The sequence below is a fragment of the Polynucleobacter sp. MWH-Adler-W8 genome (assembly GCF_001889925.1).
In the GTDB taxonomy this organism is placed as follows: Bacteria; Pseudomonadota; Gammaproteobacteria; order Burkholderiales; family Burkholderiaceae; genus Polynucleobacter.
The window spans coordinates 66471-82172 of sequence record NZ_LZFI01000002.1; the positions used below are offsets into that span (position 1 = coordinate 66471).

General features: G+C 45.1%; 14 protein-coding genes and 1 tRNA gene. 12 read left to right on the top strand and 3 right to left on the bottom strand.

Annotated features, from left to right (window positions below):
* Positions 1-46 precede the first annotated feature (46 nt).
* A complete protein-coding gene (locus AOC28_RS01180) occupies positions 47-2263 on the top strand; it encodes a malate synthase G (RefSeq protein WP_072582179.1) in 2217 nt (738 codons plus the stop codon).
* A 70-nt stretch (positions 2264-2333) separates the two neighbouring features.
* Positions 2334-2822: a hypothetical protein gene (locus AOC28_RS01185; protein ID WP_072582180.1), complete on the top strand. Its 489-nt coding sequence runs from the start codon at positions 2334-2336 to the stop codon at positions 2820-2822.
* Between the two features lie 93 nt (positions 2823-2915).
* Here the strand turns inward: AOC28_RS01185 and AOC28_RS01190 are convergent, their stop codons facing one another.
* Positions 2916-3413, bottom strand: a complete 498-nt coding sequence (locus AOC28_RS01190; RefSeq protein WP_237767708.1) for a hypothetical protein — start codon at positions 3411-3413, stop codon at positions 2916-2918.
* A 119-nt stretch (positions 3414-3532) separates the two neighbouring features.
* Here AOC28_RS01190 and AOC28_RS01195 point away from each other — a divergent pair, with 119 nt between their 5' ends.
* From AOC28_RS01195 to AOC28_RS01210, 4 genes are read left to right on the top strand one after another with little or no spacing between them, the layout of a single operon-like run.
* On the top strand, positions 3533-4753 hold the full coding sequence (locus AOC28_RS01195) for an MFS transporter (RefSeq protein ID WP_072582181.1): 1221 nt from the start codon (positions 3533-3535) through the stop codon (positions 4751-4753).
* A 25-nt stretch (positions 4754-4778) separates the two neighbouring features.
* Positions 4779-5465, top strand: a complete 687-nt coding sequence (locus AOC28_RS01200) for a dienelactone hydrolase family protein (protein ID WP_072582182.1) — start codon at positions 4779-4781, stop codon at positions 5463-5465.
* Positions 5466-5470: 5 nt separating this feature from the next.
* Positions 5471-6280, top strand: coding sequence for a DUF4239 domain-containing protein (locus AOC28_RS01205; protein WP_072582183.1), 810 nt, complete (start codon positions 5471-5473; stop codon positions 6278-6280).
* Positions 6281-6297: 17 nt separating this feature from the next.
* Entirely contained in the window at positions 6298-6798 is a 501-nt protein-coding gene (locus AOC28_RS01210; RefSeq protein WP_072582184.1) for a hypothetical protein, read from the top strand.
* On the opposite strand, the gene AOC28_RS01215 is transcribed toward AOC28_RS01210, so the two are convergent.
* Positions 6784-8106, bottom strand: coding sequence for an APC family permease (locus AOC28_RS01215; protein WP_143143853.1), 1323 nt, complete (start codon positions 8104-8106; stop codon positions 6784-6786). The genes AOC28_RS01210 and AOC28_RS01215 overlap by 15 nt on opposite strands.
* Positions 8107-8284: 178 nt before the next feature.
* Between AOC28_RS01215 and AOC28_RS01220 the strand changes: the two genes are divergently transcribed.
* Positions 8285-9985, top strand: coding sequence for an amidohydrolase (locus tag AOC28_RS01220; protein ID WP_072582186.1), 1701 nt, complete (start codon positions 8285-8287; stop codon positions 9983-9985).
* A gap of 116 nt (positions 9986-10101) precedes the next feature.
* Here AOC28_RS01220 and AOC28_RS01225 read toward each other — a convergent pair.
* Positions 10102-10188 (bottom strand) — tRNA-Leu (locus tag AOC28_RS01225).
* Between the two features lie 155 nt (positions 10189-10343).
* Here AOC28_RS01225 and rnr point away from each other — a divergent pair.
* The 5 genes from rnr (at position 10344) to AOC28_RS01250 (ending at position 15658) form a co-directional block, all read left to right on the top strand.
* Positions 10344-12725 carry a ribonuclease R gene (gene rnr, locus AOC28_RS01230; protein WP_072582187.1) on the top strand — a complete coding sequence of 794 codons (2382 nt, stop codon included), beginning with the start codon at positions 10344-10346 and terminating at the stop codon, positions 12723-12725.
* 15 nt (positions 12726-12740) lie between these two features.
* Positions 12741-13496, top strand: a complete 756-nt coding sequence (gene rlmB / locus AOC28_RS01235) for a 23S rRNA (guanosine(2251)-2'-O)-methyltransferase RlmB (protein WP_072582188.1) — start codon at positions 12741-12743, stop codon at positions 13494-13496.
* 15 nt (positions 13497-13511) lie between these two features.
* Positions 13512-13697, top strand: coding sequence for a DUF2892 domain-containing protein (locus AOC28_RS01240; RefSeq protein WP_072582189.1), 186 nt, complete (start codon positions 13512-13514; stop codon positions 13695-13697).
* Positions 13698-14157: 460 nt separating this feature from the next.
* A complete protein-coding gene (locus AOC28_RS01245; protein WP_072582190.1) occupies positions 14158-14895 on the top strand; it encodes a hypothetical protein in 738 nt (245 codons plus the stop codon).
* 10 nt (positions 14896-14905) lie between these two features.
* Complete coding sequence (locus tag AOC28_RS01250; RefSeq protein WP_072582191.1) at positions 14906-15658, top strand: hypothetical protein; 753 nt, start codon at positions 14906-14908, stop codon at positions 15656-15658.
* Positions 15659-15702: the final 44 nt, after the last annotated feature.

Here is a 15702-nt window from a genome sequence, read left to right on the forward strand (position 1 = left end):
TTAACCATATTTATTAACTTTCGCTTTAGAGACAAAGGTTCACAACATGACTGCGCGCACTACTTGCAATAGCCTCCAGGTGGCAACTCCCTTATATCGATTCATCGAAGACAAAGTGCTTCCAGGTACCGGTATTAAGAGTGCCGATTTTTGGAAAGGTTTTGATGAGATCGTTAAAGACCTCACACCAAAAAATGATGCCTTGCTCGCAAAGCGCGACCGCATTCAGTTGGATTTGGACAAATGGCACCAAGCCAATCCAGGCCCAATCAAGGATATGCCTGCGTACCGTAAGTTTTTGAAAGAGATCGACTACTTAGTTGATGTGCCAGGAAAAATTACTGCAACCACCAAGAATGTAGATGATGAGTTGGCTCTGCAAGCGGGTCCTCAATTAGTCGTTCCAGTACTCAATGCGCGTTATGCCTTGAATGCTGCTAATGCACGTTGGGGCTCTTTGTACGATGCCCTCTACGGTACCGATGTTCTCTCAGAAGAAGATGGCGCTACTAAGGCTGGCGCTTACAACCCAATTCGTGGTGCAAAAGTAGTTGCATACGCTCGCAATTTCTTGGATCAGGCTGCGCCTTTGGCTAAGGGCTCACACCGTGATTCAGTTGCTTACTCTGTTGATGGCAATAAGCTGTCCGTTAAATTAAAAGACGGCACTACAACAGGTTTAGCGGACGAGAAGCAATTTGTTGGTTACCAAGGTGAGGCAGCAGCTCCAAGCCCTATCTTGTTGCGTAATAACGGTGTTCATATTGATATTGAAATCAATAAGACCAAAACGATTGGTGCTAGCGATCCTGCTGGCATTAATGATGTTGTGCTTGAGGCTGCACTCTCTACTATTTTGGATTTGGAAGACTCGATTGCTGCCGTTGACGGTGACGACAAGGTTCTTGCTTATGAAAACTGGCTAGGTATCTTAAAAGGCACTTTGGTTGAAGAGGTGAAGAAGGGCGACAAGACGATTACTCGCTCACTAAACCCAGATCGTAAGTACAAGGCCGGTATCGGTGCTGTTGATGCAAAAGATGGCGTGGTAACTTTGCATGGCCGTTCACTCTTGTTCCTTCGTAACGTTGGTCATTTAATGACAAACCCAGCCATCATTACTGGTGAAGGAAAAGAAATCTACGAAGGTATCTTAGATGCAGTAGTGACTGTATTGATTGCTCTATACGACATCAATCGTCCAGCAAGCCAAGCCATTGGTAATACTCGTAAGGGTTCTGTTTATATCGTCAAGCCAAAAATGCACAGCCCAGAAGAAGTGGCTTTTGCAGGCGAGCTCTTTGGGCGTGTTGAGAAATTACTCGGCTTACCAGCAGATACGGTGAAACTGGGCATCATGGATGAAGAGCGTCGTATGAGTGCGAATATCAAAGCAGCTATTGCTGCTGCCGGTGCGCGCGTAGCCTTCATCAATACTGGCTTTCTAGATCGTACTGGTGATGAAATGCACACAGCAATGTATGCGGGTCCAATGATGCGCAAAGGTGATATGAAAACCAGCAAGTGGTTATCCGCTTACGAGCGTCGTAACGTATTTGCAGGATTAGATTGTGGCTTGCGTGGCCGTGCTCAAATTGGTAAAGGTATGTGGGCAATGCCAGACATGATGAAGGCCATGGTTGAGCAGAAGATTGTTCACCCTAAAGCGGGTGCAAATACTGCTTGGGTACCATCACCAACGGCAGCAACCTTACATGCGCTTCACTATCATCAAGTAAACGTAGCTGAACTCCAAAAAGAAATGGAAAAGCTCGATACAGCTGCTGAAGCTGAAGCGTTAATTAACGACTTGTTGACTATTCCAGTGGTTGAGAATGCTAACTGGTCTAAGGAAGAGATTCAGCAAGAATTAGATAACAACTGCCAAGGTATCTTGGGTTATGTGGTTCGCTGGATTGATCAAGGTGTTGGTTGCTCTAAGGTTCCTGATATTCATAACGTAGGCTTGATGGAAGATCGTGCTACCTTACGTATCTCTAGCCAGCACATCGCTAACTGGTTGCTCAATGGTATTGTGACTGCTGATCAGGTCAACGAGAGCTTGCAACGTATGGCTAAAGTGGTTGATGGTCAAAATGCTGGTGATTCTTTGTATCAGCCAATGATGCCTAACTACCAAGATTCATATGCCTATAAAGCGGCGAGTGACCTGATTTTCAAAGGACTTGAGCAGCCTAATGGCTACACAGAACCTTTGTTGCATGCATGGCGCCTAGAGGTAAAGAAGGCACACGCTAAGTAATTTAGCCGACGCTTTAAGTCAAAATGGATTTGCCCATAAAGCAAATCCATTTTTTATTGGGTACAGTCAAATGTTTGGATTTCTAAACCCCTTCTCTAGATCTTCCCAGTTTCCATTTCAATTGAATGATGGTGGCAGGGAGGCGGCTGGCTTTAAAGGCGGCGCAGGAGATTGCGTTGTGAGATCCATTGCGATTGCCGCAAGCCTGCCTTATATGCAGGTCTATGAGGATTTAAGACTGGCAAATGAGAGTTACGCCCAGCTGAAAAATGACCGCCTTGCTAAAAGGCTTAATGTCAAAGGTTCATCTCCTAGGAACGGGAATCATCGCAATGTCTTTCATGACTACATTATTAGTCTGGGTTTTCGATGGGTGCCTACGATGGAAATAGGTGCTGGCTGCAAGGTTCACCTAAGGTTAGGCGAGCTTCCTGCAGGGGTCTTAATTGTGAAGGTCTCAAAGCATCTGACTGCTGTGGTGAATGGGATAATTTACGATACGCATGACCCCTCAAGAGGTGGAAATCGATGTGTTTATGGTTACTATATCAAGCCTTAAGGTGGTTTCTTAACTTCTGAAAAATGCGAATTTTGCGCTTAAAGAGCATAAATTAACCCTAAAAATGACTGTTTTTCGGGTTTTTATTTAAAGTTATTTATAACGTCTTAAATACTTTAGATTCCAAGCCTGTCTGTAGATGCCTGTCATTCCAATCATTGTAGAGGTGGTCCAGGCAATTGAAAAAAGGCCCGAAAAGGCAATAAAGAAGGCCATCGTTTTCCAGCCATAAGGAAGAATGTCGGATATAAAACCCACAGTCGTATAGCAGCTGCCAGCAAACAGAATGGCATTTACCCCGCTAGGGATTAGATCCAACCAAAAGAGCATGGCAGCCCAAATGAAGATCTCGCAAATATGAATCAAGGCAATAATAATGAAGGCTACGTAGAAGTGAAAAAAGATCCGATCATATTGATTGCGATCTAGATTTGCCTTAGTAATGCGCTCAAAACGCATGACCATGTGATTCAAGCCGCTGCCATGGAATATCAATATCAGTATTAAGCCTGTTACCCCAACAAAGAGGTCCATAAAAACAAAGGTAAGCGAGACGGCTGTTGTAGTGGCTGGTAAAACTGGCAAGGCCATAATTTCCATTCAGGAATAGGTTGGTTGGCGATATAGCCATCATCCTACCCCAAAGCAGATCCGTGCGCTAGAGAGGATAATGCTCCCTTGTCCCCTTAATTTGCACTGTTGAGTCTACTTTGAGTTTAGTTCGCACCCCTCAGCAAGAGAGATTCTTTTTGCTTGCCTTGGCTGGCATTCAATTCACGCATATCCTCGATTTTATGATCATGATGCCGCTTGGGCCTCAGTTCATTGCAGCGCTTTCCATTAATACGCATCAATTTGGATTGTTGCTATCCTCCTATACTTTTGCTGCAGCAATTGCTGGCGTATTTGCAACCTACTATATAGATCGCTTTGAGCGCAGACAGCTGTTATTGGGTTTGTATGTCTGCTTCATTATTGCCACCGTGGTGTGTGGCTTTGCGCCAAATTATCATGCGTTATTTATTGCTCGCGCATGCGCTGGTGCCTTTGGCGGAATCTTGGGATCATTAGTGCAAACTATTGTGGCGGATGTCATTCCGTTCGAGCGGAGAGGCAAAGCTTTGGGAACGGTCATGGCCGCTTTCTCGGTTTCAACTGTTGCAGGTGTTCCATTAAGTTTATTTTTGGCAAACCATATCACCTCACTGGGTTGGCGTGCGCCATTTATGTTTATTGGTCTGATATCTACCCTGATTCTTTATCTGGCATATCGCAATATCCCGAAAATTTCTGGCCACTTGCATCACGTTCATGAGGGTAGCCGCTTCCAGCAAATCTACGAAGTCTTTGTTGCCCATCGTCATCTACGCGCCTTTCTGTTTGTGGGGCTAATTATGCTGACTGGATTTACTGTCATTCCTTATATTGCTCTCTATCTCACCGCTAACGTTGGGATCGAAAATTCCTACATTTCCCTGATCTATCTTTGTGGTGGTTTGGCGACTTTGATGAGCTCTAGATTTATTGGACACATGGCGGATAAATATGGCAAGGTCAAAGTATTTCGCATACTAGCCATCATTAGTTTGATACCGATCTTAGTAACAACCAATTTAATACCGGTTCCTTTATGGGTGGTACTTGTTAATCAGACCGCCTTCTTTGTCTTGATTTCTGGTCGAATGATTCCGGCCATGGCTATTGTGAGCCAAATGGTAGAGCCCAAAATTCGTGGAACCTTTATGAGCTTAATTGGCTCAGTTCAGATGTTAGCTTCCGGCATAGCGTCAGTAGTAGCGGGCCTAGTGGTCACAATTACAACTAATGGCAGGATGGAGCATTACAACCTAGTTGGTTATGGGGCTGCCATTTGTGGCTTGCTCACTTTTTGGGTTGTGGGATATATTCATGCTGATGCGAAAAAAGCGTAAGAACTAAAGAACATAAGGAGACCTCATGATTGAATTTAAAAGACCCGATGGACAGGCGGTAAAGGGTTACTTGGCTGAGCCAGTTGATAAAGCAACTGCTCCTGGCGTGGTCGTTATTCAGGAGTGGTGGGGTCTTGATGATGAGGTAAAAGCGGTTGCTGATCTCCTTGCTAAAGCAGGGTATCGTGCATTAGTTCCGGATTTATATCGTGGCAAGTTGGCGATTGAGGCTAATGAAGCTGAGCACCTAATGGGCGACCTGAACTTTGGTGATGCGGCTGGTCAAGATATTCGGGGTGCAGTTCAGTACTTAAAAGCTACTGGTAGCGCAAAGGTAGCAGTAACAGGATTTTGTATGGGCGGTGCGCTGACCATTTTAGCTGCTTGCAATGTGCCGGAGCTCGATGCTTCTATAGTTTGGTACGGCAATCCTCCTTTGGAGTATGTCAATGCGGATGCTATTAGCAAGCCGATGTTAGGCCACTGGGCTATGCATGATGAGTTCTTTCCAATTGCTGGTGTCGACAAGCTAGAGCAAAAGCTAAAACAAGCGGGCGTGGATTATGAATTTCACCGCTACGATACCAAGCATGCCTTTGCAAACCCTAAATCGGATGCGCGGGGATTGGCTCCACTAAAGTACAACGCAGAAGCAGCGCAGTTAGCCTGGGAGCGTACGCTTCATTTTCTACAAAAAAATATTAGTAGCTAGGCCTTATGAATACTCCTTCCAAAGAAAGTCTATTCTTTAACTGGATATACAGAAGAAGTAATATCCAAATTCTGATATTGCTGATTATCTTTTTTGTTACTTTGCTCGATGTGATGCCGCGTGCATTGCAACACATCCCGATCTTTGCGCCCACACAAGATAGCACCCGATTGGGTTTGGGTCTTTTTGGATCCATCATCACGCTTAGCGGATTATTGATTGGTTTTTTACTCAATCAAGCACAAAGCAATTTTCGCGAGGTGCAAACACTGGTGTCTCAAGAGGCTGGACGTATAAATAACTTAGATCGTCTACTCACGCGATTTGGTGATCCATCTATAGCGCCTATACGTGTTGAGCTATTTGACTATATGAACTCGATTGTGAATGACGAGTGGGCTCTATTGCAAAAGGGTGAGGGCAGCTCTAAGACGCACATGTTGTGGCGCGGAATTTCTAGACAATTGATGTCAATTGAACCCCAAACCAATCGTCAAACAGCAATGTATACAGATATCATTAAAAAATCTGAAGAGGTTGCTGAGAGCAGGGAGGCGCGTATCGAACGTGCCAATATCCGTTTACCGGACTTATTTTGGATAGTCATTTTGATCTGTATGTTTGCCTTGATGGGCATTAATACTCTCTTCTTGCCCTCAGATTCATTCTTCTTGGGATTGAAGATCTTGCCTATCACCATGGGTGCGCTGATATCTTTGTTGGTGATAACCGATCAGCCGTTTAAGGGTCAGAATTCAGTACAGCCCGACTCTTTCTATAAAATTATCGAATCTATTAAAACTCGTAAAGAGTAATATTTTCCTGAATCAATATGCACTTATTTTCTGAAAATCTCGCCGTAGAAATTTCTTGCTATTACCGTAATTTAGCTTTGGGGCATGGTGTTGTTCCAAAGGCATTTACTTTGGTAAATAGTGAGGGAGATCAATACCTATTCTTTATTGATGACCTCCCCGTGAAGAGTGACGATGAGCAGAATCAATTTCTTTCGTATATTGTCCAAGCACATGAGGCCGTTTGCTATGCCCGCGGGACCTTGGTCATTGTTGAAAAGAATCAACAATTTATTGAGTTTGCAGTCATTGATCGGGATGATGTGGAGGCGATTGTCTGCTCAGCCCAGCTCACTAGGGATATGGATGATAAGCCGATATCCTTGGGTGAGTTTGATAAGACTTTGGTGAAGAAAGGCTCCATTATCTTTGGCGGCCTTTTTGAGCTGATTCAGCTTTCAGAAGACAAGACTGAAGATTTTGAAAGCCTGTGGGTAGAGATGAAGTCTAAAATCTTGCATCGCTCAATGGGGCTTTAATTTCTTCCTCAGAAATTTACGAGAAGTTGCTTCAATTGCAAAAGATCCGATTAGGGCGATCACTAGAGCAATTGCACTATTTGGCGCAGTCTCGATCATATTGATAAATAGGGTGGTAAACAAACTCAGGTTAATGATGATTGCGGCCCAGAGTGGCCATAGTTTTGCGCCAGTTTGTTTGCGTACTCGAATGTGTCCGTAAGTAATAGCGGCATACACCAATAAAAAGGCAAGACTCGCCATTTTGCCCACAACATCTAGCGGAAATGCCAAGACCAAAGCAATCACTAAGAATGCAGACACGGTTAAGGCACGAAACTCTGTTTTTAAGACCGAGTCACCTAAGGCCTTGGAGACAGAATTCTTGTGCGCCATATCAGCTGCAATATTGGATGCAGCAAAGATGGTAGCGTTGAGTGCGGCTGCGCAGGCCAGAAGGGCGGAGGCACCAATCACAACAAAGCCTGCTTTCCCAGATACGATTTGAGCTGCATCGGCCAATACGTGGCCGTTGTAAGTTGCCATTTGAGCGGGTGAAAGTAGCAGTATCACTGCGGTACTAACTAGTACATAAGCAATCGTTACTAAAATCAGTGCTGAGAACATGGCAAGAGGCAGCTCTTTTTGGGGCTCTCGCATGGCGTTGGAAGAGTTAGTCACAACCCCAAAGCCTTGGTAGTTGATATACAAGATACCGGTAGCAATCGCAATGCTATTGAGAGACCAGCCGGAAAACTGAAATATGCCAACATTGGCTACATGAATGCCTTGAACAGAAAACAGTAGCAGGGCAATTGTGACAAAGCCAATCGCTAGCATTTCTGCCTTGCTAACTATGTTGGTACCCAATAAGTTAATGCCGGTACAAAGAATGACAATAACGGCGCCAACGATCTTTACTTCAAGGGGGTCTAAGTTTCCACCCAGTAAAGTGTTTGCGTATTCTGAGAAGCCGGCAGCATAAAGAGCGGCTGCAATGAGATAGGCAATGTATTGGAATATATTCAGGCCGCCAGAAATGACCCCAGGACCAAAGCTCATCACAGTGAATGTGGCAGCCCCTCCACTACTGGGAAAGGTGGCGCCTAATTTGGCATAAGAGTAGACCGAAAATGAGGCAGCTAAAGCCCCAAGCAAAAAAGCTAGGGGAATATGCGACCCTGCATGAGCACTAGCGGTTCCCAGAAGGGAAAACAACCCAGCACCCATCATGCCGCCGATACCTAGAGCGGTGGCTGAAAAAAGGCTAATGCCTTGGGTTTTCTTGCTCGAGCTTTTAAGTAAAGTCGGATTTGGCTGGCAGGTCAATTTGTATTTTCTGAATGCGTAAAGCTGGGACAAGTTCCCTATATTAAAGGTTGTGGCGAATAAAGGCTATTTGGCATTCCAATAAAGCACTGGGATTGAGATAGTCTGCATAGCCAATTTTCAGTCTTTGCGCTGTTAGAATTCACAAGAAACACCCCCTAAATCCCAAGGTTAAATAATGCGCCATTTAAATCAAATTACCTTTACAGCCATGTGCTTGATTGCACAATCAGCCATCGCAAGTGGAAATGCGGATGCTATTTTCTATGGTGGCGATATTGTCACTATGAATAAAGCCCAACCCACAGCTGAGGCTGTAGCAATTCAGGGTGGAAAAATCATTCAGGTTGGCTCTTTATCCAAAGTGAAGACCCTGCAAGGAAAAGATACCAAGCTCATTAACTTAAATGGTCAAACATTAATGCCTGGTTTGGTTGAGCCTCATGTGCATATTTTTGGTACGGCATTTTCAGAAGAGCTGTGGCAGAACATGTCTAACTTTGAGATGCCGCATGACACCTTGGATAGTTTGGTTGCAAAACTGAAAACGTCTAGCAAGAATGTTAAGGATGGGGAGTGGATTACCGCATTCGGAGTGGATCCATCTAGGACAGAGCCATTCATGTCTGAATTGACGGCCGATATCTTGGATAAGGTATCCACTACAAAGCCAATTTTTGTCATGAACCAAAGTATGCATATTGCTTATGTTAATCACAAGGCTTTGGAGCTTGCGGGTCTAACTGACTCTAGTCCAAATCCAAAGGGTGGCCAGTTGCTAAAAGATAGTAAGGGGCATTTAACAGGAGTGATTTATGAGGTGCCAGCCTTTTATTTGTTTTTAAGCAAGATGCCTGTTCCAAATCAAGAAATGATTGAGCAAGCCGTTCAAAAGGTTGGCCAGAAAATGGTGAGGAAGGGCGTCACTACTTCAGCAGAAATTACTGTTGGGGGATACCTTGGCGTAGATAAAGAATATGCTTTATTAGACTCAATGACCCACAGCGGTAAGCTTCCTGTTCGCGTGCGGGGTTATATGTATGCAGGTGCTTATCCACTGACTAACAATAGCTATAAGCCAGGTCAGGGTGATGACGTCTTTAAGGTTATTGGGGTGAAAATTGTGGCGGATGGCTCAGATCAAGGCTTAACAGGTGCAATGACAAAGCCATATGCATATCCTGCAGGAACCACAAATACCGGTACTCTCAACTTTACTGAGCAAGAGCTCTATGATCTTGCCAAGCCAAGATTTGATCAAGGCTGGCAAATCTCTGTGCATTCCAATGGTGATAAATCGATTGAGCAGACTCTCAATGTTTTTCAGAAGTTGGTTACCAAACCAGGCGATGCTAAAACTAGATTAAGAATTGAGCATTTCACCGTTCCCACTCAGGCACAAATTGCAAAAGCAGCAAAGCTAGGCGTTGTTCCTGGCTTCACTATTGGCCATACAGATTATTGGGGTGAAGCATTTCATGATCATCTGCTTGGACCTGAGAGGGCTAATCGAATTGATGCGAGCGCAAGTTTGATTAAGAACGGTATGCATTTTGCCTACCATAGCGACTCCCCAGTTTCCCCTATTCATCCATTAAAGTATGCCTCGGAAGGTGCTTCACGACTTTGGCAGGTTGCCCCGCAAAAAGTATTAAATGCAGATGAAAAAGTATCTATAAATAATGCTTTAAAGGCGATCACTATTGATGCTGCTTATCAGCTAAAGATGGATGACAAGATTGGCTCAGTAGAAGCGGGCAAGTACGCAGACTTTGCCATCGTGGATAAAAATCCAATGAAAACTGATGCCTATAAGATTAGAGATATTGAAGTAAATGAAACGTGGGTAAATGGTCAGCAGGTATTTAAGAAAAACTAAAGATAGTGAACCCTAGATTTGAAGCCGCCTTCGGGCGGTTTTTCTTTGGACGCTTGGAATCTGAGTCTATTGAAAAAGGGTACTTTAGGCCCCATATAGGACTTTGTAGGTGTATTTGGTGCCCAGGAAGGGACTCGAACCCCCACAACCTTACGATCGCCAGCACCTGAAGCTGGTGCGTCTACCAATTTCGCCACCTGGGCATACCATTATTATAGGGGGATGGGCGTTTTGAGGTCATTTCTACCCCTATTTGGCTTTCCCCCTTCAGACTTGGTGGTTTGATACAGTAGCCTTATTCATAACAAAAATAGATATCAGTAGATATATACAGGGCATGTATTGCCGAAGGAATTAAATGCGTAAAGCAAAAGACTTGATGCCACGTGAGGCTGACCGCTTAGGAACAGTTCAAGGGCATCGAGATGGATTTGGATTTGTCATTCCCGATGATGGTGGCGAAGATATCTTTCTATCTGAAAGAGAAATGTCTCGCGTCATGCACGGCGATAGAGTTAATGTCAGAGTATTAGGAACAGATCGACGTGGTCGCCCAGAAGGGCAGATTGTTGAAGTAGTTCTGCACGCTAATAAAGTAGTGATTGGCCGCCTCTTAAATGAAAACGGTGTTCTGATTGTTGCGCCCGAAGATAAGCGCATAGGTCATGACATTTTGATTCCGCCTAAAGGTCAAGGACAAGCGAAGCTAGGCCAGGTTGTCAGTGTGGAGATTATTGATTACCCAGATAGTTATCGTCAGGCAGTTGGACGTGTAGTTGAAGTATTGGGTGAGATTGACGATCCCGGTATGGAAATCGAAATCGCTGTACGTAAGTATGGCGTCCCCCATGAATTTTCTGCTGCTGCCATGAAAGAGGCTGCAGCATTGCCAGATACAGTCCAGCAATCCGATCTAGAAGGCCGCGTTGATTTACGTGATGTGCCATTGGTCACCATTGACGGTGCTGATGCACGTGACTTTGATGATGCTGTCTATTGTGAGCCGGTCATGTACGGTCAGACTAAGGCTTGGCGTTTAATTGTAGCCATTGCTGACGTATCTCATTACGTCAAACCAGGTCAGCCATTGGATGACGAGGGTTTACTGCGTGCTACTTCAGTCTACTTCCCAAGACGCGTAATCCCAATGCTTCCAGAGAAGATCTCCAATGGTCTTTGCTCTCTCAATCCAGGCGTAGACCGCCTGTGTATGGTGTGTGATTCCGTTGTAGATAACAACGGTATTGTGTTGGCTTACCAGTTTTATCCAGCGGTAATGCACTCAGCGCAGCGCTTTACTTACGACACTGTTTGGGAGATTCTTTCTAATAGTAAGGGTCCAGAGGCAACACGCTTTGCTCAGTTCCGCCCATTGCTGGGCAATCTCTACTCTCTTTATAAGATTCTGTTAGCTGCTCGTGAGAAGCGGGGCGCTATTGAGTTTGAAACAACTGAAACACAAATCATTAGTAATGAGCTTGGCAAGATACTTCGCATTGAACCACGCCTTCGCAATGATGCCCACCGCTTAATTGAAGAGTGCATGTTGACTGCAAACGTTTGTGCAGCTGATTTTATTGAAAAAAATAAGCACCTTAGCCTCTATCGTGTGCATGGTGAGCCATCAGAAGAGAAGTTGGTTACTTTGCGTCAAGTTCTGAGAACTTCAGGTCTGTCATTGGGCGGTGGCGATAAACCTAAGCCACGTGACTACGCTAAATTGATGCGTGAAATTAAAGAGCGACCTGATGCCAATATGCTCCAGTCAGTGGTATTGCGCTCCATGCAACAAGCGATGTACCAGCCCGACAATGAAGGTCACTTTGGCTTGGCTTACCCAGCTTACTCACATTTCACAAGCCCAATCCGCCGTTATCCTGATTTGCTGACGCATCGAGTGATCAAGTCGATCCTCCAGAAAAAACCATATGTACCTGTATTGCCACCTTTGGTGCCGCTCAATTTAACTTTGCCGCGTAAGGGTAAAGGCCGTGAGAATGCAGTCAATGCCAAGAAATCCCAAAGCGATGCCAAGGCCGGAGTCGCTAAAGGCGCTAAGCCACCTAAGGGCGCAAATGCAGCATTGCCAATCTGGGGTCAATTGGGAGTTCATTGCTCATCAAACGAGCGTCGTGCCGATGAGGCATCACGCGATGTAGAGGCTTGGCTCAAGTGTTACTTCATGCGCGATCATCTGGGTCAGGAGTATGCCGGTACAGTCACTGGGGTTGCGAACTTTGGACTGTTTATTCAGTTAGAGAATCTTTTTGTTGAAGGCATGATTCATGTCACTGAGCTTGGTGGAGATTACTTCCAATATGACGAGGCACGCCAAGAATTGCGTGGAGAGCGTACTGGTATTCGCTATCGCTTAGGTGATCGTTTACATGTATTGGTCAGTCGAGTTGACTTAGATGCGCGCAAGATTGAATTTAGTCTTGTCAAATCGGTTGGTGCAGAGCCTGGCGGATCTTCCAATCGCCGTCAATTGCTATTGGCAACGGATACTGGCAGGCCCAATAAAAAAGCAGCCCCTCAAAGAGGTCGTTCTGACAACAAGGTTCCACAAAAGCCAAGTGGCATCAATGTCAATGCAGCTAAATCTGCTGGAACGCTTGGAGCCAACCAGTCTAAGAGTAAAGCCACTCGCAAAAATGGCAAAGCAAAGCCCGGCAGGGCCGTCGGCAAGCCTGCAGGCAGTAAGCCTCCAGTTCGCAGCACTAAAGCACGCCGCAAATAAAGAATAGAAAAGAAAATGAAGCAAATATTAGTAGGTTTTCATGCGGTGCAAGCGCGCTTACGAGTTGATCCAGACAGTTTGAAGTCTGTGTACTTTGACTCCGGTCGTCGTGATAGACGTATGGGGGATTTTTTAAAGCAAGCTGAAGAGATTTTAGGTGAGCGTTTACACGCCGCTGATGCCGAGCGTTTGCATAAGTTGACAGGGCATGATCGCCACCAAGGTGTTGTGGCCTTGGCTGAAAAAATGACTGTGGCACGCACTGTTACTGAAGTTGTTGAAGATGCTGAGAGTGCTCAGAAAAAGCCATTGTTCCTGGTTTTAGATGGCATTACTGATCCCCATAACTTTGGCGCTTGCCTGCGCGTAGCAGATGGCGCTGGCGTAGATGCTGTTGTAGTCCCTAAAGATCGCTCTGCATCGGTTAATGCCACCGTTAGCAAGGTCTCTAGTGGTGCATCAGAAGTGATGCCAGTCATTACGGTGACTAACCTCGTACGTAGTATGAAAGAAATGCAGGAAGCGGGTGTTTGGTTGATTGGTACCGATGACGAAGCCACAAAATCGATCTATGACATTGATCTCACAGGTCCTATTGGAATCGTGATGGGCGCTGAAGGCGAGGGAATGCGTCGCCTCACAAAAGAAACCTGTGATGAGTTAGTCCGCATCCCTATGCAGGGGGTTGTATCCAGCTTGAATGTATCTGTTGCAAGTGGCGTATGCTTATATGAGGCATTAAGACAGCGCCTAGCTAAAGCTGCCAAGTAAAACGAAAGGCTTCTTATGAAATGCAATATCGGACATACTGATCGCGTTCTACGAATGACTGTCGGCATCACGCTGATGGGCTTGGCTGGTTTTGGTATTACTGGTCCATGGGCTTGGATTGGCGTCATTCCCCTCATCACAGGAATGATTGGTAACTGCCCAGCTTATTCAATACTAGGTATTAATACTGCCAAGAAGTAAGTAGTAGTCTTGTTTACTGCCAAAATTGTTACCAAAGCCATCCTGTGGGATGGCTTTTCTTTTAGTGCTGATGGTCGGCTTTCGGCCAAGCTTTAAATCTCAAAACAGCCATTGAGGCACTCATTGACCCTTTATAACCTTCAACAAAATAGGTTGTATCTATTTGGTCATTAAAAGAGTAAGTTGTGGCTAGGTCAAGGCTAACAACTGTTAGGGCGCTTGATTTTCTTAACCCTACGTAACAGTCGTCCTCTCTAGCGAATTAGAGCAGGTCTCACCCCTCCAGAACTAGTTTATTAAATAACTGCTGCTAATGCACTTCATTAGCCAGCGATTCTTCGTGGGCTTCTATTAAACATCCTAGCTGCAGCTATAGCAGGCAAGATGCAATCCTTATTAGTTATGTTAATTAAAGTGTCCAGTTGATGGCCGCTCTATGGGCGTAAGTTGCGCTTAAAAAATGGAGAGATTTATCCGCATATTTTTTTTACTTATTTTGGCCTTATTCATTTCATCTGCATCAGGCCAGACATCCAATGATGTCAACTCTACGGGAGCTAGCGCAACGAACACTTCGGTTGGCGGCGGGCAGTCCAACTTATTGGGTAGCAATATTGGCACCCAACAAAATTCGACTAATGTGACTGGTGGGTATGGCAACGTGAATAGCAATAATCCAGGGACTACCACGGCAAAAGTTTACTCAGTTCCTACTATGTATGCTCCGGGCTTAACAGCTGCCGGTAGCGATGTCTGTCTTGGCTCTGTATCTGCATCCGGATCGATCTTGGGGTTAGGGCTTGCAGGCGGCGGCACTTATGTGGACGACAACTGTGTCTTATTAAAGAATAGTCAGAGGATGGCAGCCTTGGGTTTTGGAAATGCAGCTGTCGTGATGATGCTGCAAAACAAGGATATTGAAAAGGCCATGAGAACTTCAAGCCCATCGGTATTCCTGCAGGTATCCAAAGATAGGCTAGCTAACTTGCAAGCTGAGTTTGATGATGCAAAAGAGATGGGTGAGTCAACCGTTGATCTTGAAGAAAAACTCTTTAAAGCCAATAGGGAAGTGCGCATCATGGCCAGGAGGGTACAAACCTCACCCGGTATGCCGGAGAAGGTGGTCGAAATTATGCCAACAACATCAAACGTTAAAGCCAAAACGGCCAATGACCCTAGAGAAATATTGAATCCTTAAGAAAGTACCAATGAAAAAAATCCTTGTAGCCTCGCTACTTACAATTTCAGCTCTCGCATTTGCAGCGCCACCAACCGCATTTACCTTTGTGGCGCCAGCTTCAGTAGCTGTTGCACCAGCATTAACCAACTTGCTTGGTGTAGTCAATGCATTTAAAGCTGTAGGAACAGCGTTTGCTTTAGCTGATCCCGTAGCAACTGGCTTATTAGATCAAGCTGCCATCAATTTAACGCTTTCTGTTGATATTAAAAATATCGATACCTTAGCCATTAACTCTCCAGTCTATAGCAGCACTACTGGGCAAATTACCTGGGTCAATAACTTTGCAACTTCAGTTGCATCTTCAAATGCTTGGGTTCAAACGGATATTGCTGGCTACGATACGGCTGCTAAAGCATTTCGTGATGCTGGTGGCGCATACGCGGTAACCGCAATCATGACTGGCGGATCTGGTGTAAATAAGCTGCTGTCGGCAATTGATGGCACAACACGAACGGTCAATGGCGCCAGCTATATTCCCGATAGTTCATTCAATACTCTAGTTACAAGTTTTAATACAGACTTAACAGTAACTCAAAAAATAGCTGACCTGGGAACGGCAGCCACTGCTTTAACTGCTATTCAAGCCCAAGGGTCTGCTATGGATATTGCTGGGGCGGTAGCCGTTACCACCTTAAATACTTTGGTTTTACCTGCGGCCGGCAAGAATTCGGCTTCGTACACCACTCTTAATTCACTATTGCTTTACAACGGTTTGCAGTAAACAGTGATTGCTTACCAAGGCCCTGCTTAGGGCCGAGGCTGTGT